The following is a 21,727-nucleotide window of genomic DNA, read 5'->3' as shown; positions in this document are numbered from 1 at the left end:
CGCGGCGGACCAGGCCAGGCGGAACCACGGGACGGCGGTGGCTCGACTACGGTGGCCAACATGGTGGAGCGGTCCCGGTCGCTGGGGCGCCCGTTCTGGACCTTCTGGGGCGCCGCCGCGTTGGCCAACCTGGGTGACGGCATCCGGGTGGCGGCGTTCCCCTGCTGGCCGCCGCGCTGAGCGACGACCCGGTGGCGGTGGCCGGGGTCGCCGCGGCGCAGTTCCTGCCCTGGCTCGTCGCGGGTCTGCTCGCCGGCGCGCTGGCCGACCGGCGCGGCGCGCGTACCGTCATCGCCGCCGCCGACGCCGGCCGGGTGGTGGTCCTGGCGGTGCTGGCCGCGGCCGTGGCGACCGGCCGGGCCTCGATCCCGCTGGTGATCGCCGCCGCGTTCCTGCTCGGCGTGGGCGAGACCCTGCGCGACACCGCCGCCCAGACGGCGGTGCCCCGCCTGGTGACCGACGCGCAGTTGGAGAAGGCGAACGGCCGCCTGGTCGCCGGCGAGATCGTGGGCAACGAATTCCTCGGCCCGCCGGTGGGCGCGCTGCTCTTCGTCGTCGGCGCCGCGCTGCCGTTCGCGGTCAACGGCGCGGCGCTCGCCCTGGCGGTCATGCTCGTGCTGTCCCTGCCGCTGAGCCTGGCCCGCCCCGGCCGGGACCCACGTGCCGCCGACGCGGGGGTTAGCACCACCGGACCGGCGGCGGTACGGGGCGGGGCGTTGGCCGGGCTCCGTTGGCTGGTGCGGCAACCCCTGCTGCGGACGTTGGTCGTGGTGGGCGCGGCCGTAGCCGCCGCGGACAGCGCCTGGTTCGCGATCTTCGTGCTGTACGCGCGGGAAAGCCTCGGCCTCGGCGCGCTCGGCTTCGGCCTGCTGCTGGCGACCGGCGCGGCCGGCGGGCTCGCCGGATCGTTCGCCGCCGACCGGTTGATCGCCCGGTTCCGGCACCGGCACGTGCTGACCTGGTCCCTGGCCACGACGGCCGGCGTGCCGCTGCTGCTGGTGGTGGCACCGCACCGGGTCGCCGCCGTGGCCGTCGTCGTCACCACCAGCGCGTCGTTCGCGGTGCTCAACGTCGCCGCGCTGTCGATCCGGCACCGCCTCGTACCCGAGGGCCTACTCGGCCGGGTGGTCGCCGCCTCGCGGATGCTCACCTTCGGCTGCACGGCGCTGGGCACGCTGGCCGGCGGCGCGCTCGCCGCCCGGGCGGGCGTCGAGGCGCCGTTCCTGTTCAGCGGTGCGGTCGCCGTGGTGGCCACGCTGGCCTGGTGGCGTTCCTCGCACCTCGCCGCGCCGGCCGACCCGGCCTGAGCCGCCCGCTCGTCAGGCGACCGGGCTGGCCGCGGCCCCCTCGTCGGCGGGCCGGTCGGACGCGGCGGGCTGACCGGGCGCGGGTGCGGCGGGCTGGTCGGGCGCGGGCGCGGCGTACGCCCGGGCGACGGTGGCCCGGTCGAAGACCCGCCAGGTCGCGGCGGACACGCCGACCGCCACCACGAATCCGATCCAGTACGGCACCGTCAGCCCGAAGGTCGCCGCGACCGCCCCGCCGAGCAGCGCGCCGAGGCAGTTGCCGCCGGCGGCGATGAACAGGGTGGTGCTGCCCACCCGGCCCTGCAACGCGGTCGGGGTGAGCCGCTGGCGCAGCGAGTTGGCGACGATGTTCCACAGCGCGCCGTGCACGCCGAAGGCGAACAGCGCGAACCCGACCACCGCCGCGCTGCGCGAGGCGGCCAGGGCCAGGTGCAGCCCCGCCTCGACCAGCAGGCCGACCCGGATGGTCCAGGTGGCGCCGATCCGGGCGATCAGGCGGTCGCCGACCGCGGCGCCGAGCACACCGCCGACGGCCATGCAGGTGAACAGGGCGCCGTAGCCGACCGACCCGAGGTGCAGCCGCTCGGCGGCGAGCAGCACCAGCACCGCGATCGCGGCGGTCAGGGTGAGGTTGAGCAGTCCGATCAGGACGGTCATGGTGCGCAGCAGGCGTTGCCCGGCCAGCCACCGGAAGCCCTCGTCGATGTCGGCGCGCACCGAGCGGGCCGTCGCGCCGCCGACGCTCGCCGGGCCGGCCCGGTAGCTGCCGGCGATCAGGGCGAGCAGCACCGCGCTCAGCGCGTACGTGACGGCGTTGGCCAGGAACGGGCTGCTCGCGGCCAGCACGAACAGGAACCCGCCGAGCGGGCCGGCGAGCATCCCGTGCATCAGCATGCTGCCGCCGCTGAGCCAGCCGTTGGCCCGCTCCAGCAGGTCGCGGGGCACCACCGCGGGCACCATCGCCTGGCTGGCCGCGCGGAACACGATCTCGCCGGTGTTGACCACGAAGAGGACGGCGTACAGCAGCGCCACCCCGGCCCGGTCGGTCATGATGGCCGCCGCCAGCACGGCCAGCGCGGCGACCCGTACCCAGTCGATGACGATCATCAGCCGACGGCGGTCGACCCGGTCGACCAGCACGCCGCCGGGTAGCGCGAAGAGCAGCCAGGGCAGCCAGGCCACCCCGGACGCGGCGGCGACGACCAGCGGGTCGTCGGTGCGGGAGGCGACGAACAGCGGGGCGGCGACGGTGGCCAGGCCGCTGCCGAGTGCGGACATCGTGCTCGCCGCCCAGAGCTTGGCGAACCGCGCCCCCAGGCTCTCCCCCGCGTTCCTGGTCACGGCGGGCCAACCTACCAGCGGTGGGGAGGCAGGGCCTCCGCATTTCTCGGGCCGCGGACGGCGCCGCGTTGGTCGCCGTTCCGCTCGGTGGCGAAACCCCGTTGGCCGGGGGCGGGCGGGTGTGCGACGGTCTGGCGGTGAACGACCATCGGACGGTCAACCGGGTCACCTGGGACGAGCGGGCCCCCGCCCACGCCGCGTCACCGGAGTACGGCGTGGAACGCTTCGTCGCCGATCCCGAGCACCTCAGCGAGGTGGTGCGGTTCGACCTGCCCCGGCTCGGCGACGTGTCCGGGCTGCGCGGGGTGCACCTGCAGTGCCACATCGGCACCGACACCGTTTCGCTGCACCGCCTCGGCGCCCGGATGACCGGCCTGGACTTCTCCGGCGCGTCGCTGGTGCAGGCCCGCCGGCTGGCCGAGCGCACCGGCGCGGCGGTCGACTTCGTGCAGGCGGACGTGTACGACGCCCCGCAGGCGCTCGGCGAGGCCGAATTCGACCTGGTCTACACCGGCGTCGGCGCGCTGTGCTGGCTGCCGGAGATCCGCCGCTGGGCCGAGGTCGTCGCCGCGTTGCTGCGCCCCGGCGGGCGGCTGTTCCTGCGGGAGGGCCACCCGATGCTCTGGGCGCTGGCCGATCCCCGGCCGGACGGCCTGCTGGCGGTCGAGCACCCGTACTTCGAACGGCCGGAACCGACGGCGTGGGACGAGCCCGGCACGTACGTCGAGACCGACGTGACGTTCACCCACACCCTGTCGTACGAGTGGAACCACGGGCTGGGTGAGGTGGTGACCGCGCTGCTCGACGCGGGCCTCGACCTGACCATGCTGACCGAGCACGACAGCGCGCCGTGGGACGCCCTGCCGGGTCAGACGGTCCGCGACGGGCATGGCGAGCACCGGCTGCGGGACCGGCCGTGGCGGCTGCCGCAGACCTACACCCTCCAGGCCCGCAAACGCGGCTGAGTCGGGGCGGCGATCAGCGGTCGGGGCGCTTGCGGTAGAGCACGCTGCGGCGCAGCGGGCCGGCCGGGACGCTCGGGTCGTCGAAGTCGTCGGCCGGGTCGGTGGTCATCCCGAGGCGGCCCATCACCGCTTGCGAGCGCAGGTTGGTGGCGGTGGTGACGGCGAGGATCTCGGCCAGCCCGATGGTGTCGAAGCCGAACGCCAGCACGGCGCGGGCCGCCTCGGTGGCGTAGCCGTGGCCCCAGGCGGCGCGGGCCAGCCGCCAGCCCGCCTCGACCCCGGTGAACGGCATGCCGGGGTCGACCCGGTCGAGCCCGGCGAAGCCGATGAACTCGCCGGTGTCGCGGACCTCCACCGCCCAGAAGCCGAAGCCGTCGCGGGCCAGGTCGGCCTGGAACCGCCGGGCGGAGGCGGTGGCCTGCTCCGGGGTGAGCAGCGGACCCAGGTGCTCGCGGACCTCGGGGTCGGCGTTCATCGCGGCCCAGGGCGCGAGGTCGGACTCCTGCCAGTCGCGCAGCAGCAGCCGCCGGGTTCTGATCTCTGTCACCGGCCGACCCTAGCCAACCGGCCCGGCGGCCTCCGAACGCTTTTCGGACGGCTGGTCCCGCGGGATCGCCTCGATCGTCGCCATGTGCCGCTCACCCCACTCGCCGAGCGGGATCAGCGCCTCGTTCAGCGACGCACCGAAGGCGGTCAGCGAGTATTCCACCTTGGGCGGCACCTGCCGGTAGACCTCGCGGTGCACGAGGCCGTACGCCTCCATCTCGCGCAGCTGCTGGATCAGCATCTTCTCGCTGATGCCGGAGACCCCGCGCCGCACCTCGGCGAAGCGGCGCGGCCCGTGGTGCAGCTCCCACAGGATCAGCGCCTTCCACTTGCCACCCACCACGTCCACGGCGGCGTCGAGGCCGCACGAGTAGGTCCGCTTCTTCACCTCACCCCTCCCCTACTTACCAAAAGGTAGGTACCTGAGTAAATAGTAGGTACTTGTCGCTTCGCACGTACCGCACCCAGGATGGGACTGCCCGGCGGGACGCGCAAGAGCCCCGATCCGGCGCCTCCACCCCTTCCCTGATCCCTGCGAGGAGCGGATCCATGACCGAACACTCCCCCGCCCCGGTGACCGTGCTGGGGCTCGGGCCGATGGGCCGCGCGCTGGCCGGCGCGCTGCTCACGGCGGGCCATCCCACCACCGTCTGGAACCGGACGGCCGCCCGGACCGATCAGCTGGTCGAGCGCGGCGCACGCCGCGCGGCCAGCGTCGAGGAGGCGGTCCGGGCCAGCCCGCTGGTGCTCGCCTGCGTCGTCGACTACGCCGCCGCCCGGGCCATCGTCGAGCCGGCCGCCGCCGCGCTGCGCGGCCGCACCCTGGTGAACCTCACCGCGGACACCCCGCAGCGGGCCCGGGCGATGGCCGACTGGGCCGCCGGGCACGGCATCGACTACCTGGACGGGGCGATCATGACGCCCGCGCCGACCATCGGGGGGCCGGCCGCGCTGGTGCTCTACAGCGGACCGGAGCAGACCTGGCACGCCCACCGGGCGACCCTGGCCGACCTGGGCGGCGAAGCCCGGTGGCTCGGCGCGGACCCGGCCCGGGCCGCCGGCTACGACGTCGCCCTGCTCGACGTCTTCTGGACGGCGATGAGCGGGATCGCGCACGCGTTCGCGCTGGCCCGGGCCGAGAAGATCCGGGCGGCCGAGCTCGCCCCGTACGCCCGGGGCATCGGCGGCCTGCTGCCCGACCTGATCGACGACCTGGCCCGGCGGTTGGACGCCGACGACCACGTCGCGGACGTCTCCAGCGTCGCCTCCGCCGCCGCGGGGATGGCGCACATCATCGACGCCGCCGAGGGGCACGGCATCGACGCCAGCGTGCTCCGGGCCGCACACGCCGTCGCCGGGCGGGCGATCCGGGCCGGGCACGGCGACGACGACTTCTCCCGGCTGACCCGGACGTACGAGGAGGCGGCCGGGTGAGCGTCCCGGCACGTCGACCGGTGACCGTGCTCGGGCTCGGCGCGATGGGCCGGGCGTTGGCCGGCGCGCTGGTCGCCGCCGGCCACCCGACCACTGTGTGGAACCGGACCCCGGGCCGGGCGGCGGCGCTGACCGCGGCCGGCGCCACCGAGGCGGGTACGGCCGCCGAGGCGGTCGCCGCCGGCGACCTCGTGGTGGTCTGCCTGCTCGACGATGAGGTCACCCGGCAGGTGCTCGCGCTGGTGGCCCCGGTGCTCGCCGGCCGCACCCTGGTCAACCTCACCAACGGCACGCCGGAGCAGGCGCGGCGGCTGGCCGAGTGGGCGACCTCGCACGGTGCGGACCACCTCGACGGCGGGATCATGGCGGTGCCGGCCATGATCGGGCAGCCCGGCGCGCTGATCCTCTACAGCGGCCCGGAGGACGTCTTCCGGGCCGGCCGGGAGACGCTGGCCGCGTTCGGCGCGGCCCACTGGCTCGGCGCCGACCCCGGCGCGGCCGCCCTGCACGACCTGGCCCTGCTCGCCGCCATGTACGGGATGTTCGGCGGCTACCTGCACGCGGTCGCGATGATCCGCGCGGCGGGCGTGCCGGCCACCGGGTTCACCCCGTTGGCGACCGACTGGCTGACCGCGATGCTGGGCGCGCTGCCGGCGCTGGCCCGGGGCGTCGACTCGGGCGACCACGCCGCCGACGGATCCGCCGTGGGCATGCAGGCCGCGGCGTTCGGCAACCTGCTGGCGGCGAGCCGCGAGGGCGGCGTCAGCACCTCGCTCCTGGAGCCGGTACGCCGGCTGCTCGACGACGCGGTGCGCGCGGGGCACGGCGCGGACGGCCTCTCCGCGCTGGTGGACCTGCTCCGGCAGAGCTGATCTCCGGCGGCCGCCGTCGGCGTCACGCCACCCAGCGGCCGAACCGAGGGAACACCTCAGGTTACCCTGACCGGTTGGACATGCAGCCGCTTGGTTGCCTATAGTGACAGGCAACCAAGCGGCTGCATATGTGGGGTGCGGGGTGGACGAGGTGTTCCGGGCGCTGGCCGACGCCAGCCGCCGCCGGCTGCTCGACGACCTGAACCTGCGCAACGGGCAGAGCCTGCGCGAGCTGTGCGCCGGGCTGGCGATGACCCGGCAGTCGGTCAGCAAGCACCTGGCCGTGCTGGAGGCGGCCAACCTGGTGACCACCGTGCGCCGCGGCCGGGAGAAGCTGCACTACCTCAACCCGGCGCCGATCAACGCCATCGCCGACCGCTGGATCAACCGGTACGACCGGCAGCGGGTCCACGCGCTCGCCGACCTGCAGACAGCATTGGAGCGGGAGTCCATGCAGAGTCCGACGTTCGTCTACACGACCTACATCAACACCACCCCGGAGCGGCTCTGGGCCGCGCTCACCGAGCCGGCGTTCACCCGGCGCTACTGGGGTGGCGTGGCGCTGAAGTCCGACTGGCAGGTGGGCTCCCCCGTGCTGTGGCAGGACGCCCCGGACGGCGAGTACCGCGACCTCGGCCAGCGGGTGCTGGCCGCCGAGCCGTACCGGCTGCTCAGCTACAGCTGGCACGGCTTCCAACCGGAGCACGCGGCGCACTTCGGCTGGTCCGAGGAGGAGCTCGCCGCCCGCCTGGGCGAGCGCCGCTCCACGGTGACCTTCGAGATCACCCCGCACGGCGGGGCGGTCCGGCTGACCGTCGTGCACGACGATTTCTCCCCCGACAGCGAGATGCACCGGGCGGTCAGCGGGCAGCTCGACGGCAGCGGCGGCTGGCCGGAGCTGCTGGCCAGCCTGAAGACCCTGCTGGAGACGGGTGAGCCGCTGCCCGAGCCGGTAGCCGAGCCCGCCGCACCCGCTTCCTGACCCGGCCGCCTGCCCGGCTCGCGATCGCGCGGCGGGCCGGGCCGCCGCGCCGGCCCGGAGGGGACGAGGCCGCCGGGAGGCGGTGCCGGGCGGCACCACCTCCCGGCGTCGCCGTCAGCGGTGTTCGAGGGCGAGCCGGGGCAGCCGCCGGGCCAGCCAGGCGGGCAGCCACCAGGCGCGCCGGCCGAACAGCTGCATCACGGCCGGCACGATCAGGCACCGGATGACCAGCGCGTCGACCAGCACCGCCACGGCCAGCCCGAGGCCGAACTGCTTGAGCATCCGGCCCGGGTCGAACAGGAACGAGCCGAACACCACCACCATGATCGCCGCGGCGGCGGTGATGATCCGGCCGGTGGTCGCCATACCGTGGCGGACCGCGGCCGGGGCGTCCTGGTGCTGCTCCCAGTGCTCGTGCATCCGGGCGAGCAGGAAGATCTCGTAGTCCATCGACAACCCGAACGCGATCGCGAAGATCAGCACCGGCACGAACGCCTCGACCGGGCCCGGCTGGACGCCGAGCGCGTCGGCGAGCACGCCGTGTTGGAACACCAGCGTGATCGCGCCCAGCGACGCGGCGACGCTGAGCAGGTTGAGCAGCGCGGCCTTGAGCGGGATCAGCAGCGAGCGGAACACCAGGACCAGCAGCAGGGTGGAGAGTCCCACCACGACCAGCACGAACAGCGGCAGCCGGTCGGCCACGGCGGTCGAGAAGTCCACCGTCGCCGCAGTGGTCCCGCCGACCAGGAAGCTCACCCCCGGGCCGCCCAGCCCGGGCAGCACGTCGGTGCGCAACCGGTCCACCAGTTGCTGGGTATGGGCGTCCTGCGGCTTGGCGTCCGGCATGACGATCATCGTGGCGACCCGGTCGTCCGCGGTCGGTACGGGCGGCACGACCGTGGCGACACCGGCCGTGCCGGCCAGCACCGGGCGGGCCGCCTCGGCCGCCGCCCGCGCGTTGCCACCCGGCGCGGCGGTGGCGTCGACCACCACCACCAGTGGCCCGTTGAAGCCGGGGCCGAAACCCTCGGCCAGCAGGTCGTACGCCTGCCGGCTGGTGCGCTCCGGCGCGCCGTTGCCCGGGTCGGCGATGCCCAGCCGCATGTCGAGCACCGGCACGGCCAGCGCCAGCAGGGCACCGACCGCTACCACGGTGGCCGTCCACGGGTGCCGCTGCACCAGGGTCGACCAGGCCGCCCAGCGCGACCCGTCGCCGCGGCGGCGGGTGGCCCGCCGGCGTACCGTCCGCTCGATCCGGCCGCCCATCACGCCGAGCAGCGCGGGCAGCAGGACCAGCGCGGCGGCCATGGTGGCCGCCACGGTCACCGCCACGGCGACCGCCACGCCCTGCAACGAGCCCAGGCCGAGCACCACCAGGCCGAGCAGGGCCAGGATCACCGTGGTGCCGGCGAACAGCACGGTCCGGCCGGCGGTGTCCACCGCCCGGCGTCCGGCCTGCTCGGGGTTCGCCCCGGCGAGCAGTTCCGCGCGGTAGCGGGAGAAGAGCAGCAGCGCGTAGTCGATGCCGACGCCGAGGCCGACCAGGGCCATCAGCGGGGTGGTGTAGTCGGCGACCGTCGCGACGTGTGAGGCGAGCAGGACCAGCCCCATCGCGGTGCCGACGGCGAAGACCGCGATGATGATCGGCAGGCTGGCCGCGAGCACCGAGCCGAAGAGCACGACGAGGATCACCAACGCCGCGAGCAGGCCGATGCCCTCCGCCGGTCCGCCGCCGCCCTCCTCCACGGCCACCACCGGGTCGCCGCCGACCTCCACCCGCAGCCCGTCGCCGGCGGCGTCCTGAGCGGTGTCGACCAGCCGCCGGACGTCCTCGTCCGGCACGTCACCGGCCTGCCCGGTGAGGGTCACCGTGGCGTAGCCGACCGTCCGGTCGGCGGAGAGGGCGCCGGGATCGGCGTACGGGTCGCGGGCCTCGGCGACCGAGGGCAGACCGCGTACCCGGTCGAGCAGCTGCCCCACCCGGTCCCGGGTCGCCGGTCGCTCCAGCCCGGCCGGGTCGGCCAGCACGAGCTGCACGCTGGTGTTCGCCGCGACCGGCGCCCGCTCGCGCAGCGTGTCCAGCGCCCGCTGCGACTCCGTGCCGGGCAGCGAGACGTCGTTGCGGTAGTTCGCGCCGACGAGTTGCGCGCCGACGCTGACCGCGATCAGCGTCACCAACCAGGCGAGCAGGGCCTGCCACCGGTGCCGGTGGGCCCAGCCGGCCAGTCGCTCGAACCGGCTGGCGGGTGGGGTTGTCGGGGGCGCGCTCGGCGCCGAACTGGACTGGACCATCGCGGGGACGACCTCCTGACGTGCACGGGTGCCGCCGACGCTAGGAGCGCCGGGCCGCACCCGGCGACGCCCCGGGTGGTGATCTCCGCGTACCCCCGGGGAGGGAGGACGGATGCTCCCGCCGGGTGATTCGGGGGCCGCCGCACCCCCGCTAACCTCGGTGTCGTGACCCGTCGTGACCAGTTGGTGGACGCCGGCGTGACGGTGTCCGTGCTCGCCGCGTCGCTGCTGGTGCTCGTCCTCGACGGGATCGGCACGCCGTCGCCGGACGCGACCGCCCTGGACGCCACCGGCGTGGCGCTGGTCGCCGCGGCCTGTCTGCCGCTGCTGGTCCGGCGCCGGGCGCCCCTGGTGGCGTACCTCGGCACCGCCGTCGGCACCGCCGCCCTGCTCGTGCTGCGCTACCCGCTGGACTTTCCGTTCAGCTGCGCCGTCGCGATCTACACCCTGGCCGCGGTGTACGGCGGCGACCCGCGGCGCGGCCGGCGCTGGGCGGCCCGGCTGGCCGTCGGGGCGTTCGTCCCGGTGGCCGCCGGGGCGTACGCCGCGGCCGGCTTCCGCGGCCACGGGGTGGTCTCCGGGATCGGCGCCTGGGCGCTGACGTTCGCGGGCGCCTGGCTGGCCGGCGAGCTGTCCCGGGTACGCCGGGAGCGGATCGACGAGCTGGAGGAGCGGGCCGCCCGCGCCGCCCGGGAGATCGAACGCGAGCGCCGGCTGGCGGTGGCCGAGGAGCGCACCCGCATCGCCCGGGAGTTGCACGACTCCGCCGGCCACGCGGTCAACGTGATCCTGGTGCAGGCCGGCGCGGCCCGGCTGACGCACGACCGGGACCCGCAGCGGTCGCTGCGCGCCATCGCCACCGTGGAGGAGGTGGCCCGGAGCACCATCGTCGAGATGGAGCGACTGGTACGGGCACTGCGCGACGACGACGCCGAACCCGTACCGGCCGACCCGGGGGCGCTGGAGGAGTTGCTGGACCGGCACCGGGTCGACGGGCTGCGCATCGACGCCGAGCTGAACGGCCCGGACCGGGCGTTGCCCCGCAGCGTCTCCTGGGCTGCCTACCGGATCCTGCAGGAGTCGCTGACCAACGCCGCCCGGCACGGCTGCGGCACGGCGCGGGTCGCCGTGGACTTCCGCGCCGACGCGGTGGAGATCGCGGTGAGCAACCCCGCCCCGGCGACGCCCGCCGGCGTGCGGGGGCGGCGGCACGGCATCGTGGGCATGCGGGAGCGGGCGACCATGCTGGGCGGAACCCTGGAGACCGCGGCCGAGCAGGGCGAGTTCCGGCTGCGGGCCCGTCTGCCGTACGACGGGGTCGGCCGATGAGTGCGCTGCGGCTGCTGCTGGTCGACGACGACGACCTGATGCGCGCCGGCCTGCGCGCGGTGCTGTCGGTCGACGACCGCATCGAGGTGGTCGGCGAGGCCGCCGACGGGCGGCAGGCGGTCGAGCGCAGCCGGGCGCTCGACCCGGACGTGGTGCTGATGGACGTGCGGATGCCCCGGCTGGACGGGGTGAGCGCGACCCGGGAGATCGTGGCCGCGGGCGGCCGGGCCCGGGTGCTGGTGCTGACCACCTTCGAGGACGAGGACTACGTCTTCGGCGCGCTGCGTGCCGGGGCGTCCGGGTTCGTGCTCAAACGCACCCGGCCGGAGCAGCTGATCGCCGGGATCCACACCGTGGCCGGCGGCGAGGCGCTGCTCTCCCCCGCGGTGACCCGTACGGTGATCAGCCGGATGGTCGACCACGACGAGCCGGTCGATCCGGCGCTGCGCCGGCGGCTGGCGGAGCTGACCCCGCGCGAGCGGGACGTGCTGGAACGAGTGGCCCGAGGGCTGTCCAACACCGAGATCGCCGCCGAGCTGGTGATCGAGGAGTCGACCGTGAAGACCCACGTCAAGCGGATCCTGGCCAAGCTGGGGCTGCGCGACCGGGTGCAGGCCGTGGTGCTCTGCTACGAGACCGGGATCGTCCGCCCGGGGCGGCGGGGTCCCGGCTGAGGCGGAACGTACGCCGCGGAGAGTGCGCAACGGCGGCTTTCCTCGCGGGGCTCGCGTCCCGCGTATCGCCTCCCACCTGCGGCTTCGGCCGCCGCCGGGTGGACACGTGACGGCAACGAAGATTTCTCATTTTCACCGGATCGAGGGCCCAACCCTCCTAGTGTTGGGCACACCGGTGCTAGTCACGGAGTTGGCCACCCGAACGACGTCCCACGCAGTCAGCGGACGAAATGTGAGGGAAGACGCGTATGAAGGCTAAGACAGTTCTCGTATCGGCGGCGGTGGGCGTGGGTCTCGGCACGCTGCTGCTCCCGGGCGCCGCGCTGGCCGAGACCATCGTGTCACCGGCCAGCACCCCGGTCGGCGGGACCGTCGTGCTCACCGCGACGACCTGCAATCCGAAGTCCGGCGACGCGATCTTCCGCGTCACCGGTCCCAACCGTGACATCAACGTCCGGTCCACCACCGCCGCGGCCGGCGGCGGGCTGAGCGCCGAACTCTTCACCGCCGGGTTCACCCTGGGGACCTACACGGTCACCGCCACCTGCGGCGACGGCAGCTCGGCCGGCAGCGCCACCTTCACCGTCACGCCGATCGGCGGCGCACCCGCCGGAGGCGGCGACGGAACGGACGGCACCGGTTCGCTCGCCGCCGGCGCCACGCTGCTCGGCACCGCCGTGGGCGGCGCTCTCATCCTGGCCCGCCGCCGGCGACACCCTGCCGGCGCCGCCTGACCCGACCGACACACCATCCCTGAAACGGGTGCCCGCGCCGACGCCGGCGCGGGCACCCGGACCGAGCGTGCCCGGAGGTGCTGACGTGTGGTGGCGCGGGCCGGGTGCGGCCGTCGCGGCGGTGGGGCTGCTCGGCACGGCCGGGCTCGGGCTGATCGCGTCCGGGCTGACCGCCGCGCCGACCCGACCACCACGGCCGGACGCCGCCGAGGCGCCGGTCACCCCCCGGCCCGCGCCCACCCTGCCGCCGCTGCCCCGCGCCGACCCCGTCCGGGTCGAGGTCCCGGCCATCGGCGTACGCGCGGAGGTGGTGCCCGTCGCGGCCGACGCGGCCGGGGTCCTGGAGGTGCCGCCCCTGGACCGGCCCGGCCTGACCGGCTGGTACTCCCTCGGCGTCAGCCCCGGCGAGACCGGCAACGCGGTGATCGTCGGGCACGTGGACGCCCCCACCGGCCCGGCCGTCTTCTTCGACCTGGGCCGGCTGCGCCGCGGCGACGAGGTTCGGGTCACCCGCGCCGACGCCGGCGTGGCGACGTTCACCGTGGACGGTGTGGCGGCGTACCCGAAGGACCGGTTCCCCGCCGAACTCGTCTACGGCCCGAACCCGGCCGCCGGCCTGCGCCTGGTCACCTGCGGCGGCCGGTTCGACGAGCGCAGCGGTAACTACGTCGACAACGTCGTCGTCTTCGCCACCCGGACGGGTTGACCCGCCGACGGTCGGCGGCCGGACACGACACCGGCCATGATCCGCGTACGGTGTCGGGTCAGTGCCCGGCGACGCGGAGGTGGACGTGGAGCAGCAACCCGTACGGCCCCGGGTGCGGCTGACGAAACTGGTCACCCGGCTGCTCGGCCGGCCCGCCCCCGCGGCCGTCCCGGCACCCCGCCGGCGGATCAACCCGGACGCGGTGGTGGACTGCGCGGTCTACGTCAACGGCCGCCGCGAACCGGGCCGACCGCACTACGCCGACGCGTACGCCGGGGCCCGGCGCGGCCGTAACGCCTTCGTCTGGCTCGGCCTGCACGACCCCGGCGCGGCGGTGATGGCGGCCGTCGGCCGCACGTTCGGCCTGGACGAGTTCGCCGTCGCCCAGGCGCTCGCCGACGGTCACCGGCCCACCGTGCAGCGGCACGGCGACGTCACCCTGCTGGTGCTGCGCACCGCCGGCTACGTCGGGCAGCACGAGCTGACCGACACCTCCGAGGTGATCGACACCGGCGACGTCATGGTCTTCCTCGGCGACCGGTTCGTCATCACCGTCCGGCACGGCGCCTCCGGTGCGCTGACCCCGGTACGCGAGGAGATCCAGGGCCGGCCGGCGGTGCTGGCCGAGGGGCCGTGGGCGGTGGCGTACGCGGTCTGCTCGCGCATGGTGGACCTCTACCTGGAGGTGGCCGGGCACGTCGAGCGGGACCTGGAGCGGGCCGAGGAGCACGTCTTCGCCCGGGACCGGTCCGCCGATATCCAGCAGCTCTACCAGCTCAAGCGGGAGGTGGTGGAGTTCAAGCGGGCGGTGCTGCCGTTGCAGGCGCCGCTGCGCTCGCTGCTGCTGGAACCGCGGCCGGACGGCCTGCCGCGCGGGCTGCACCGGTGGTTCGCCGACGTGGACGGCCGGCTGGCCCGGGCCGTGGACCGGGTCGCCGCCTACGACGACCTGCTCACCTCGATCGTGCAGTCCCGGCTGACCCAGTTGACCGTGGAGCAGAACAACGACATGCGCAAGATCGCGGCGTGGGCCGCCATCGCCGCCACCCAGACCGGCATCGCCGGCATCTACGGCATGAACTTCACCAACATGCCGGAGCTGGGCTGGCGCTACGGCTATTTCGCGGCACTCGGTCTGATGGCGGCGGTCGCGTTCATCCTGCACCGCCTGTTCCGCCGCTCCGGCTGGCTCTGAGCCGCGGCGCGCTCAGCGGAGCCGGGTGAGGAAGGCGCGGACGCGTTCGCGGGCGTTGTCGGTGATCTCCGGGCCGTGGGTGAAGGCGGCCACGTCGTAGTCGAGCTCGCCGAGCACGTGCGCGGTCCGCTGGGTCATCCGGAAGTCGGTGCAGAAGAGCTTGACCGGCCAGCGGACGCCGGCGACGTTGAACAGCGCGTCGCCGGTGATCAGCACCCGGGTCGGCTCGTGCAGCAGCGAGACGTGCCCCGGCGAGTGGCCGGGGGTGTGCACCACCCGCAGGCCGCCGCCGACCGGCAGCACGTCGCCGTCGGCGAGTTGCTGCGCCACGCCGACGGCCGGGAAGCGGCCGCCGGGGAGCCGGGCGAAGAGCCGCGCCCCGGTGACCGCCGGGTCCCGGGGCGGGGCCTGGCCCGCCTCGGCGTAGCCCGCGTCGGCGGCGTGCACGGCGACCGGGGCGCCGGTGCGGCGAGCCACCTCGGCGGCCCCGCCGGCGTGGTCGGGGTGGGCGTGGGTCAGCACGATCCGGGTGACGTCGGCCGGTGTCCGGCCGATCGCGGCCAACCCGCGCACGATCCGGGCCGGCGCCCGCTTCACCCCACAGTCGACGAGCGTGACGCTGCCGTCGTCGTCGGCCAGGGCGTAGGAGTTGATGAACGCGCGGCCGACGGTGGGGATGCGCCAGACCCCCGGGGCGAGCGGAATCGCGGCAGATCGCGCCATCGGCCGAGTCTACCGGCCCATCGTCGCCCGTCGCTGTCCCGCGGATCCTGCCGGCGACCACGGCGGGCCCGGCCCTGCCCCGTTTCGCTACCCTCGGCGCCGTGATGTGGCGGCGGTACGTGGCGATCGGCGACAGCACCACCGAAGGGCTCGACGACCCCGACGGCGGCGGTGGCTACCGGGGCTGGGCGGACCGGTTCGCCCTCGCGGTGGCCCGCGCCCAGGGCGGGCTGGAGTACGCGAACCTGGCCATCCGGGGCCGAACCGCCGCCCGGATCCGGGCCGAGCAGCTGCCGGTCGCGCTCGATCTGGCGCCGGACCTGGCCACCGTGGTGGCCGGCATGAACGACGTGCTGCGCCCGTCCTTCGACGCCGCCCGGGTGGCCGCCGACGTCGAGGCGATGCAGCACGCCCTGGTCGGGCAGGGGGCGACCGTGCTGACCTTCACGCTGCCCGACCCGGTGCCGGTGATGCCGGTGGCCCGCCCGCTGCGCGGTCGGGTGCTCGCGCTCAACGCGGCGCTGCGCGCGGCCACCGCGCGTACCGGGGCAACTCTGCTGGACCTCGGCGCCCACCCGGTCGCCTCGGACCCCCGGCTGTGGAGCGACGACCGGTTGCACGCCAACAGCGCCGGGCACGAGCGGATCGCCGCGGCGCTGGCGCACACCGTCGGCCTGCCCGGCGCCGACGACGGCTGGTCGCTGCCGCTGGCCGCCGCGCCGCGCCGGCACCGCCACGAGGTGGTCCGCGCCGAGCTGGCGTGGGCCCGCCGGCACCTGCTGCCCTGGCTGGGCCGGCACCTGCGCGGCCGGTCCTCCGGTGACGACCGGGTCGCCAAGCGCCCGGTGCCGTTGCCCGTCGACCTCCCCTGAGCCGACCGCGCCACCCCCGGCCCCCGGCCACGCCGACAGCGCGCCATCCCGGACGCCGTGTCGTCACCGTCCGCCGCGACGCCGCACCGCCTTGCCGGTCGCCGGTGTCACCGGCGAGTGCCGTCCAGTTCCGACGGCGATACCTGAGAGTCATCATGATGACTCTCAGGTATCAGACCTCCCGGGGATACCGCCCCGGTCGCGGGACACGCCGACGGCGACGCGCCCGGGTCGCCGTCGATCGGCGGGCGTGCCCAGCGCGACCGGCAGGCGTATCGGGCGGCGATCGGCAGGCCCGCCCGGCGTCGATCGGCGTAGACCGACGCGGGCGGCGGACACGGGAGCGCGACCGCGGCCGGGTGGGGTCAGCGCTCGATCGGCGGGCGGGTACGGGCCCGCTTGAGTTCGAAGAACCCGTCGGTGTCGGCGCACGCGAGCACCCCGTCCCAGAGCCGGCCGGCCGCCTCACCCCGCGGGATCGGGGCGACCACCGGGCCGAAGAAGGCGGTCCGCCGGCCGTCAGCGGTGACGTGGATGGTCGGCGTGCCGAGGTCCTCACCGACCGGCGCCAGGCCGGCGTGGTGGCTGGCCAGCAGCGCCTCGTCGTGGTCGGTGGACTCCGCCGCGTCGGCGAGGTCGACGGCCAGTCCCACCTCCGCCAGCGCCGCCCGGTACAGCTCCGGCCCGATCGGCGCGCGCTCGTGGTGGATCCGGTGGCCGAGCGCCGTGTAGAGGTCGCGCAGCACCTCGTTGCCGTACTTCTGCTCGGCGGCGATGGCCACCCGCACCGGGCCCATCCCCGGCTTGAGCCACTCCTGGTACCACTCCTCCAGCCCGTCGCGGCCCTCGTTGAGCACGGACAGGCTCATCACGTGGAACCGGACGCTGACCGCCCGGACCTGCTCCACCTCCAGCAGCCAGCGGGAGGCGTTCCAGGCCCACGGGCAGCGCGGGTCGAACCACATGTCGGCGGTCGTCGTCATGGTGGGTGTTCCGGTCCTTCCGGTCGGGTCGGCGGTCGTCCCCCACCCTGCCGGCCGGATTGGCTCCCCGGCAGTGCCGATCCGCGTCCCGTTTCCTGGTCCAATCGGGCCCGGCCAGCCGGGAGACCTCGGCCACCCTGCCGAACAGTTCCGCCTCGGCCGCGTTCTTGCGGCCCTCCGCTCCGGTGAACAGACCGCCGACCCGGGAGAACGACGAGCCGTACTCCTCGTGGAAGGCCCGGGCGTACCGTCCGAGTAAGCCGGACGCCCGAGCGCCGGCCGGCGTTTGGCGGCTGGGGCCTCGGGAAGACCGTCGCGCCGGGCGGGTCGTCGGCCCGCGCCGGCCGGTCAGCACCCGTCCCGCCAGCGACGGCGGGCAGGGCGGATCCGTGAGGAGGGACGATGGCGGCCAGATCCACCGGTGGTACCAGCAGGGCGACCGGCGGGCCCCACGGGGGCCCGCTGAACCGGAAGGCGGCGGCGAAGAAGGTCGCGGCGGCCACGAAGCGGGCGACCGGGACGAGCGCGGCCAAGACACCCGGCGAGAAGCCCACGCCGACCACGGCCCGCGCGGCGCGGAAGAAGGACACCTCGGCCACGGCCGCCCCCACCCGGCGACCCCGGGTGTCGGCGACCGCCGCGAAGGCGCCCGGCACGACGGCGCCGGCGAAGGCGCCCGGCACCAAGGCGGCGGCGAAGAAGGCGCCGGCGAAGAAGGCCGCGGCGAGCCGGTCCCGCGCGACGACGACGGCGCCGGCGAAGAAGACGACGACCAGGAAGACCACGATGGAGTCGTACGGCACCCGGCGCGGCGCCCGCACGACCGGCTGACCGGTCGCCGCACCGGTCCGCCCGCACCCGGTGCCGGGGCCGGGGCGGCGCCGCTGCCGGGACCTGCCGGCGGCCCGGTCCGGAGCCGGCCCGGCGGTGGGTCAGAATGACCTGATGCCGCCACCTGACGCCCGCCGCACCGCCGCGCCCGACCCGGCCGGGCCGTGCCCGTGCGGCTCGGGTGCGGCGTACGTGGACTGCTGCGGCCCGCTGCACCGGGGTGCCGCGGCCGCGACGACCGCAGAGGCGCTGATGCGCTCCCGGTTCAGCGCGTTCGCCCTCGGCGACGCCGGCTACCTGCTGCGCAGCTGGCACTCCTCGACCCGGCCGGCCCGGCTGGCCCTCGACCCGGGCCAGCGCTGGCTCCGGCTCGACGTGGTCGACACCGACCGGGGCGGTCTCTTCGACACCACCGGCACCGTCGAGTTCCGGGCCCACTACCGGCACGGCGGGCGGTCGGGCACCCTGGCCGAGCGCAGCCGCTTCGTCCGCGAGGACGGCCGCTGGGTCTACCTCGACGCGCTGCCCGAGTGACCCGGGCGGGTCAGGTCGGCGACCCGGGGCAGGCCGAGCTTGCCGACCGCCGCCTCGACCAGTTCCTCCGGCGTCAGCGACACGTCGAGCACCAGGACCGACTCGTCCGGGTCGGGCTGCTCCAGCGTGGCCAGCTGCGATTCCAGCAGGCTGGCCGGCATGTAGTGCCCGGCCCGCTGGGACAGCCGTTCCCGGATCACCTCGGCCGGCCCGTCCAGGTGCACGAACTCCACCTGCGGCGGTCCCTGCCGGAGCACGTCGCGGTAGGACCGGCGCAGCGCCGAGCAGGCCAGCACCGTCGACACGCCCTCGGCGGCCCGGGCGGCCATCCAGGCCGCCAGCTCGCGCAGCCAGGGCTGGCGCGCGGCGTCGTCCAGCGGCACGCCGGCCCGCATCCGCTCCACGTTGGCCGGCGGGTGGAACTCGTCGGCCTCGGCGAAGGTCAGCCCGGTGCGCGCGGCGATGCCCCGGGCCACCGTGGTCTTGCCGGCCCCGGACACCCCCATCACGACCACGTGCCGGGTGGCGCCGGCCGGGGCCGGCCGCCGCTCACCAGTCATGGACGGTGCCGTCCTTGAGCCGGTTGAACGGCAGGTAGGCCGGCTGGTATGGGAACTTCGCGGCGGCCGTCTCGTCGAGCTCCACGCCGATGCCCGGCTGCTCGCCCGGGTGCAGGTAGCCGTCGGTGAAGGTGAACGACTGGCGGAACACCTCGTTGGTGAGCGGGCCGTGCCGCATGTACTCCTGGATGCCGAAGTTGTGGATCGCCAGGTCCAGGTGCAGGGCGGCGGCCATGCCGACCGGCGAGATGTCGGTGGGGCCGTGGATGCCGGACTTGATCTGGTACTGCGCGGCGAAGTCGAGCAGCTTGCGCATGGCGGTGATGCCGCCGGTGTGGGTGACCGCCGAGCGGACGTAGTCGATGAGCTGCTCGCGGATCAGGGTCTGGTAGTCCCAGACGGTGTTGAAGATCTCGCCGATGGCCAGCGGGGTGGTGGTGTGCTGGCGGACCAGCCGCAGCGCCTCCTGGTTCTCCGCCGGGGTGCAGTCCTCCAGCCAGAACAGGTCGTACGGCTCCAGCGCCTTGCCGAGCTTGGCGGCCTGGATCGGGGTCATCCGGTGGTGGCCGTCGTGCAGCAGCGGCAGTTCCGGGCCGAACTCGTTGCGCACCGCCTCGAAGACGCCGGGCAGGTGGCGCAGGTAGGCCCGGGTGTCCCAGTCCTCCTCGGCCGGGAGCGGGATGCGCTGCGCCGGCTCGTAGTCGTAGCGCTTGCCGTCGGCGCTGGGCTGGGCGGCCACCCCGTAGACGGCGTTGATGCCCGGCACCGAGGTCTGCACCCGGATGGACCGGAAGCCGTCGTCGAGGTGCCGGCGGATCGAGTCGAACAGCTCCGGCAGGTCCCGGCCGGACGCGTGCCCGTACGCCATGATGCCGGTGCGCGACGCGCCGCCCAGCAGCTGGTAGAGCGGCATGCCGGCGGCCTTGGCCTTGATGTCCCACAGGGCCACGTCGACGGCGGCGATGGCCGCCATGGTGACCGGCCCGCGCCGCCAGTACGCCGAGCGGTACAGGAACTGCCAGGTGTCCTCGATGCGGTGCGGGTCCCGGCCGATCAGCAGCGGGACGACGTGGTCGCGCAGGTACGAGGCGACGGACAGTTCCCGGCCGTTGAGCGTGCCGTCACCCAGGCCGACGATGCCCTCGTCGGTGGTGATCTTGAGGGTGACGAAGTTGCGGTCCGGGCTGGTGACGATGACGTCCGCTGCGGTGATCTTCACGGGGTGGTGCCTTTCTGCACGGGGTGTGGCGGCGGCTAACGGAGGACGCTTCCGGTCTCGTGGCCCTCGAGAAGGGACAGTTCCGCCCGGCGGGGCAGTCCTTCGCAGTCGCCCCTGGTGGAGACGGCGAAGGCGCCGAGGGTGGCCGCCCGGCGGAGTCGGCCGGGCAGGTCGAGCCCGTCGAACCAGCCGGACAGGTAGCCCGCGGTGAACGCGTCCCCGGCGCCGACGGGGTCGACGGCGGTCACGGTCAGCGTCCCGACGTGCTGGACCCCGTCGGGGGTGTGCGCCCGGGCGCCGTCGGCGCCCAGCTTGACCAGGACGGTGTGCACGCCCCGGCGGAACAGGTCGGCCACCAGGGTGGACTCGTCCGCGCCCGGCTCGCCGACGAGGTCCAGCTCGTCGGCGGAGGCGATGACGATGGCGGCGTGCCCGGCCAGCGGGGCGAGCACCGCGCGGGCGCTCTCCCGGGACCAGAGCCGGGCCCGGTAGTTGACGTCCAGGCAGACCGGGATGCCGGCCGCGGCGGCGGCCTCGGCCGCCCACCGGGTGGCCTCCCGGGCGGTGTCGGACAGCGCCGGGGTGATCCCGGTCAGGTGCAGCATCCGCGCGCCGGCGGCCAGCGGTGCCCGCAGGTCGTCGACGCGCAGCGCGGAGGCCGCCGATCCGGCGCGGTGGTACTGCACCCGGGTCAGGTCGGCGGTGCGCTGCTCCAGGAACATCAGCCCGGTCGGCCGGTCCGCGTCCCGGCTGACGCCGGCCACCTCGACGCCCTCGGCGCGCAACTGGCGCAGCGTGTACTCGCCGAACTCGTCGCCGCTGACCCGGCCGACCCAGGCGGCCCGGTGACCCAGCCGGGCCACCCCCACGGCCACGTTGGACTCGGCGCCGGCCAGGTGCATGGTCAGCGAACCCCCGGCGGCGAGCGGGCCGGCCGAGCGCAGCGACACCATCGCCTCGCCGAAGGTGAGCAGATCCGGCGCGGTCATCGGCGGGCCGTCTCCCGGACCGCGGCGAGGTAGGTGCGGGCCCGCTCCCGCAGGGCGGCCAGGTCGCCGCCGGAGGCGGCGTCGCCGACCAGCGGCCCGCCGACGCCGACCGCGATCGCGCCGGCGGCCAGGTAGCCGGGCACGTCGTCGAAGCCCACGCCGCCGACCGCGACGAACGGGATGTCCGGGAACGGGTCGCGCACCGCCTTGAGGTACGCCGGCCCGCCGACCGAGGCCGGGAAGAGCTTGATCGCCGAGGCCCCCATCCGCATCGCGGTGTACGCCTCGGTCGGGGTGAACGCGCCGGCGGCGACCGGGACGCCCCGGCGGGCCGCCTCGGCGATCGACTCGACCACGGCCGGCGTGACCACGAACTGGGCGCCCGCGGCGACCACGTCGGCGACGTCGGCGGCGGTGAGCACGGTGCCGGCGCCGACCAGGGAGCCGGCGGGCGCCGCCGCGCGCAGCGCCTCGATGGCGCGCAGGGCGTCCGGCGTGGTGAGGGCCACCTCGACGATGCGTACGCCCTCTTCGAGCAGGGCCGTGCCGGCGGCGATCGCGCCGGCGGTGTCGGTGCCGCGGATGACCGCGAGGATGCGGGCGTCGGCGAGTTCGGCGGTGAGGTTGACGGTCATGTGA

The 21,727-nt window shown here is 75.3% G+C and carries 22 protein-coding genes and 1 pseudogene; 13 read left to right on the top strand and 10 right to left on the bottom strand.

Going from position 1 to position 21,727, the window contains the following annotated elements; genetic code table 11:
• The first annotated feature begins 60 nt into the window (after positions 1 to 60).
• Positions 61 to 1,307 (top strand): annotated as a pseudogene (locus GA0070609_RS10105) (MFS transporter).
• 12 nt (positions 1,308 to 1,319) lie between these two features.
• Here the strand turns inward: GA0070609_RS10105 and GA0070609_RS10100 are convergent.
• Entirely contained in the window at positions 1,320 to 2,648 is a 1,329-nt protein-coding gene (locus GA0070609_RS10100) for an MFS transporter (RefSeq protein WP_231928609.1), read from the bottom strand.
• 137 nt (positions 2,649 to 2,785) lie between these two features.
• On the opposite strand from GA0070609_RS10100, the gene GA0070609_RS10095 reads away from it, so the two are divergent.
• Positions 2,786 to 3,613, top strand: a complete 828-nt coding sequence (locus GA0070609_RS10095) for a class I SAM-dependent methyltransferase (protein WP_088997625.1) — start codon at positions 2,786 to 2,788, stop codon at positions 3,611 to 3,613.
• 13 nt (positions 3,614 to 3,626) lie between these two features.
• On the opposite strand, the gene GA0070609_RS10090 is transcribed toward GA0070609_RS10095, so the two are convergent.
• Both GA0070609_RS10090 and GA0070609_RS10085 read right to left on the bottom strand, forming a co-directional pair.
• The gene (locus GA0070609_RS10090) at positions 3,627 to 4,160 is read right to left on the bottom strand and encodes a GNAT family N-acetyltransferase (protein WP_088993568.1); all 534 of its coding nucleotides are present in this window, start codon (positions 4,158 to 4,160) and stop codon (positions 3,627 to 3,629) included.
• A 9-nt stretch (positions 4,161 to 4,169) separates the two neighbouring features.
• A complete protein-coding gene (locus GA0070609_RS10085) occupies positions 4,170 to 4,547 on the bottom strand; it encodes a winged helix-turn-helix transcriptional regulator (RefSeq protein ID WP_088993567.1) in 378 nt (125 codons plus the stop codon).
• Between the two features lie 161 nt (positions 4,548 to 4,708).
• On the opposite strand from GA0070609_RS10085, the gene GA0070609_RS10080 reads away from it, so the two are divergent.
• The 3 genes from GA0070609_RS10080 (at position 4,709) to GA0070609_RS10070 (ending at position 7,447) form a co-directional block, all read left to right on the top strand.
• The gene (locus GA0070609_RS10080; protein WP_088993566.1) at positions 4,709 to 5,593 is read left to right on the top strand and encodes an NAD(P)-dependent oxidoreductase; all 885 of its coding nucleotides are present in this window, start codon (positions 4,709 to 4,711) and stop codon (positions 5,591 to 5,593) included.
• Positions 5,590 to 6,465: an NAD(P)-dependent oxidoreductase gene (locus tag GA0070609_RS10075; protein ID WP_088993565.1), complete on the top strand. Its 876-nt coding sequence runs from the start codon at positions 5,590 to 5,592 to the stop codon at positions 6,463 to 6,465. The genes GA0070609_RS10080 and GA0070609_RS10075 overlap by 4 nt, the downstream gene beginning before the upstream one ends.
• A 142-nt stretch (positions 6,466 to 6,607) precedes the next feature.
• Positions 6,608 to 7,447, top strand: a complete 840-nt coding sequence (locus GA0070609_RS10070) for an ArsR/SmtB family transcription factor (protein WP_088993564.1) — start codon at positions 6,608 to 6,610, stop codon at positions 7,445 to 7,447.
• 114 nt (positions 7,448 to 7,561) lie between these two features.
• On the opposite strand, the gene GA0070609_RS10065 is transcribed toward GA0070609_RS10070, so the two are convergent.
• Positions 7,562 to 9,739, bottom strand: coding sequence for an MMPL family transporter (locus GA0070609_RS10065; protein ID WP_088993563.1), 2,178 nt, complete (start codon positions 9,737 to 9,739; stop codon positions 7,562 to 7,564).
• A 165-nt stretch (positions 9,740 to 9,904) separates the two neighbouring features.
• Between GA0070609_RS10065 and GA0070609_RS10060 the strand changes: the two genes are divergently transcribed.
• The 5 genes from GA0070609_RS10060 to GA0070609_RS10040 all read left to right on the top strand — a co-directional run bounded on the left by GA0070609_RS10060 (position 9,905) and on the right by GA0070609_RS10040 (position 14,377).
• Complete coding sequence (locus GA0070609_RS10060; protein ID WP_088993562.1) at positions 9,905 to 11,068, top strand: sensor histidine kinase; 1,164 nt, start codon at positions 9,905 to 9,907, stop codon at positions 11,066 to 11,068.
• Positions 11,065 to 11,742, top strand: coding sequence for a response regulator (locus GA0070609_RS10055; protein WP_088993561.1), 678 nt, complete (start codon positions 11,065 to 11,067; stop codon positions 11,740 to 11,742). Before GA0070609_RS10060 ends, GA0070609_RS10055 begins: the two co-directional genes overlap by 4 nt.
• Before the next feature lie 281 nt (positions 11,743 to 12,023).
• Positions 12,024 to 12,476, top strand: coding sequence for a hypothetical protein (locus tag GA0070609_RS10050; RefSeq protein WP_231928608.1), 453 nt, complete (start codon positions 12,024 to 12,026; stop codon positions 12,474 to 12,476).
• Between the two features lie 67 nt (positions 12,477 to 12,543).
• Entirely contained in the window at positions 12,544 to 13,182 is a 639-nt protein-coding gene (locus GA0070609_RS10045; RefSeq protein ID WP_408630643.1) for a class F sortase, read from the top strand.
• Positions 13,183 to 13,267: 85 nt separating this feature from the next.
• On the top strand, positions 13,268 to 14,377 hold the full coding sequence (locus GA0070609_RS10040) for a magnesium and cobalt transport protein CorA (protein ID WP_088997624.1): 1,110 nt from the start codon (positions 13,268 to 13,270) through the stop codon (positions 14,375 to 14,377).
• A gap of 12 nt (positions 14,378 to 14,389) precedes the next feature.
• Here GA0070609_RS10040 and GA0070609_RS10035 read toward each other — a convergent pair whose 3' ends face one another.
• Entirely contained in the window at positions 14,390 to 15,100 is a 711-nt protein-coding gene (locus tag GA0070609_RS10035) for an MBL fold metallo-hydrolase (protein ID WP_088993558.1), read from the bottom strand.
• A gap of 104 nt (positions 15,101 to 15,204) precedes the next feature.
• Here GA0070609_RS10035 and GA0070609_RS10030 point away from each other — a divergent pair, with 104 nt between their 5' ends.
• Entirely contained in the window at positions 15,205 to 15,972 is a 768-nt protein-coding gene (locus GA0070609_RS10030; protein ID WP_088993557.1) for an SGNH/GDSL hydrolase family protein, read from the top strand.
• A 365-nt stretch (positions 15,973 to 16,337) separates the two neighbouring features.
• On the opposite strand, the gene GA0070609_RS10025 is transcribed toward GA0070609_RS10030, so the two are convergent.
• Positions 16,338 to 16,955, bottom strand: coding sequence for a mycothiol-dependent nitroreductase Rv2466c family protein (locus tag GA0070609_RS10025; RefSeq protein ID WP_088993556.1), 618 nt, complete (start codon positions 16,953 to 16,955; stop codon positions 16,338 to 16,340).
• A gap of 402 nt (positions 16,956 to 17,357) precedes the next feature.
• Here GA0070609_RS10025 and GA0070609_RS10020 point away from each other — a divergent pair, with 402 nt between their 5' ends.
• Both GA0070609_RS10020 and GA0070609_RS10015 read left to right on the top strand, forming a co-directional pair.
• Positions 17,358 to 17,786: a histone H1 protein gene (locus GA0070609_RS10020; protein ID WP_088993555.1), complete on the top strand. Its 429-nt coding sequence runs from the start codon at positions 17,358 to 17,360 to the stop codon at positions 17,784 to 17,786.
• A 114-nt stretch (positions 17,787 to 17,900) separates the two neighbouring features.
• The gene (locus GA0070609_RS10015) at positions 17,901 to 18,320 is read left to right on the top strand and encodes a YchJ family protein (protein ID WP_088993554.1); all 420 of its coding nucleotides are present in this window, start codon (positions 17,901 to 17,903) and stop codon (positions 18,318 to 18,320) included.
• On the opposite strand, the gene GA0070609_RS10010 is transcribed toward GA0070609_RS10015, so the two are convergent.
• Genes GA0070609_RS10010 through GA0070609_RS09995 form a run of 4 tightly spaced genes read right to left on the bottom strand, consistent with a single transcriptional unit; the run spans position 18,296 to position 21,723 of the window.
• Positions 18,296 to 18,880, bottom strand: a complete 585-nt coding sequence (locus GA0070609_RS10010; RefSeq protein ID WP_088993553.1) for a gluconokinase — start codon at positions 18,878 to 18,880, stop codon at positions 18,296 to 18,298. The genes GA0070609_RS10015 and GA0070609_RS10010 overlap by 25 nt on opposite strands.
• Positions 18,870 to 20,207, bottom strand: a complete 1,338-nt coding sequence (gene manD, locus GA0070609_RS10005) for a D-mannonate dehydratase ManD (protein ID WP_269459292.1) — start codon at positions 20,205 to 20,207, stop codon at positions 18,870 to 18,872. Before manD ends, GA0070609_RS10010 begins: the two co-directional genes overlap by 11 nt.
• Positions 20,135 to 21,088, bottom strand: a complete 954-nt coding sequence (locus GA0070609_RS10000; RefSeq protein WP_088993551.1) for a sugar kinase — start codon at positions 21,086 to 21,088, stop codon at positions 20,135 to 20,137. The genes manD and GA0070609_RS10000 overlap by 73 nt, the downstream gene beginning before the upstream one ends.
• Positions 21,085 to 21,723 carry a bifunctional 4-hydroxy-2-oxoglutarate aldolase/2-dehydro-3-deoxy-phosphogluconate aldolase gene (locus tag GA0070609_RS09995; RefSeq protein ID WP_088993550.1) on the bottom strand — a complete coding sequence of 213 codons (639 nt, stop codon included), beginning with the start codon at positions 21,721 to 21,723 and terminating at the stop codon, positions 21,085 to 21,087. The genes GA0070609_RS10000 and GA0070609_RS09995 overlap by 4 nt, the downstream gene beginning before the upstream one ends.
• Positions 21,724 to 21,727 lie beyond the last annotated feature (4 nt).

The organism is Micromonospora echinaurantiaca, from assembly GCF_900090235.1.
GTDB lineage: Bacteria > Actinomycetota > Actinomycetes > Mycobacteriales > Micromonosporaceae > Micromonospora > Micromonospora echinaurantiaca.
Note: the sequence above shows the minus strand (reverse complement) of the source record. Positions and strands in the feature narration are given on the sequence as shown.

Bases quoted from the DNA above. Each gene is read 5' to 3' on its own strand.
- GA0070609_RS10080 (WP_088993566.1), top strand. From the start codon at position 4,709: ATGACCGAACACTCCCCCGCCCCGGTGACCGTGCTGGGGCTCGGGCCG.
- GA0070609_RS09995 (WP_088993550.1), bottom strand. From the start codon at position 21,723: ATGACCGTCAACCTCACCGCCGAACTCGCCGACGCCCGCATCCTCGCG.
- GA0070609_RS10055 (WP_088993561.1), top strand. From the start codon at position 11,065: ATGAGTGCGCTGCGGCTGCTGCTGGTCGACGACGACGACCTGATGCGC.
- GA0070609_RS10025 (WP_088993556.1), bottom strand. From the start codon at position 16,955: ATGACGACGACCGCCGACATGTGGTTCGACCCGCGCTGCCCGTGGGCC.
- GA0070609_RS10010 (WP_088993553.1), bottom strand. From the start codon at position 18,880: ATGACTGGTGAGCGGCGGCCGGCCCCGGCCGGCGCCACCCGGCACGTG.
- GA0070609_RS10015 (WP_088993554.1), top strand. From the start codon at position 17,901: ATGCCGCCACCTGACGCCCGCCGCACCGCCGCGCCCGACCCGGCCGGG.
- GA0070609_RS10030 (WP_088993557.1), top strand. From the start codon at position 15,205: ATGTGGCGGCGGTACGTGGCGATCGGCGACAGCACCACCGAAGGGCTC.
- GA0070609_RS10065 (WP_088993563.1), bottom strand. From the start codon at position 9,739: ATGGTCCAGTCCAGTTCGGCGCCGAGCGCGCCCCCGACAACCCCACCC.
- GA0070609_RS10020 (WP_088993555.1), top strand. From the start codon at position 17,358: ATGGCGGCCAGATCCACCGGTGGTACCAGCAGGGCGACCGGCGGGCCC.
- GA0070609_RS10000 (WP_088993551.1), bottom strand. From the start codon at position 21,088: ATGACCGCGCCGGATCTGCTCACCTTCGGCGAGGCGATGGTGTCGCTG.
- GA0070609_RS10035 (WP_088993558.1), bottom strand. From the start codon at position 15,100: ATGGCGCGATCTGCCGCGATTCCGCTCGCCCCGGGGGTCTGGCGCATC.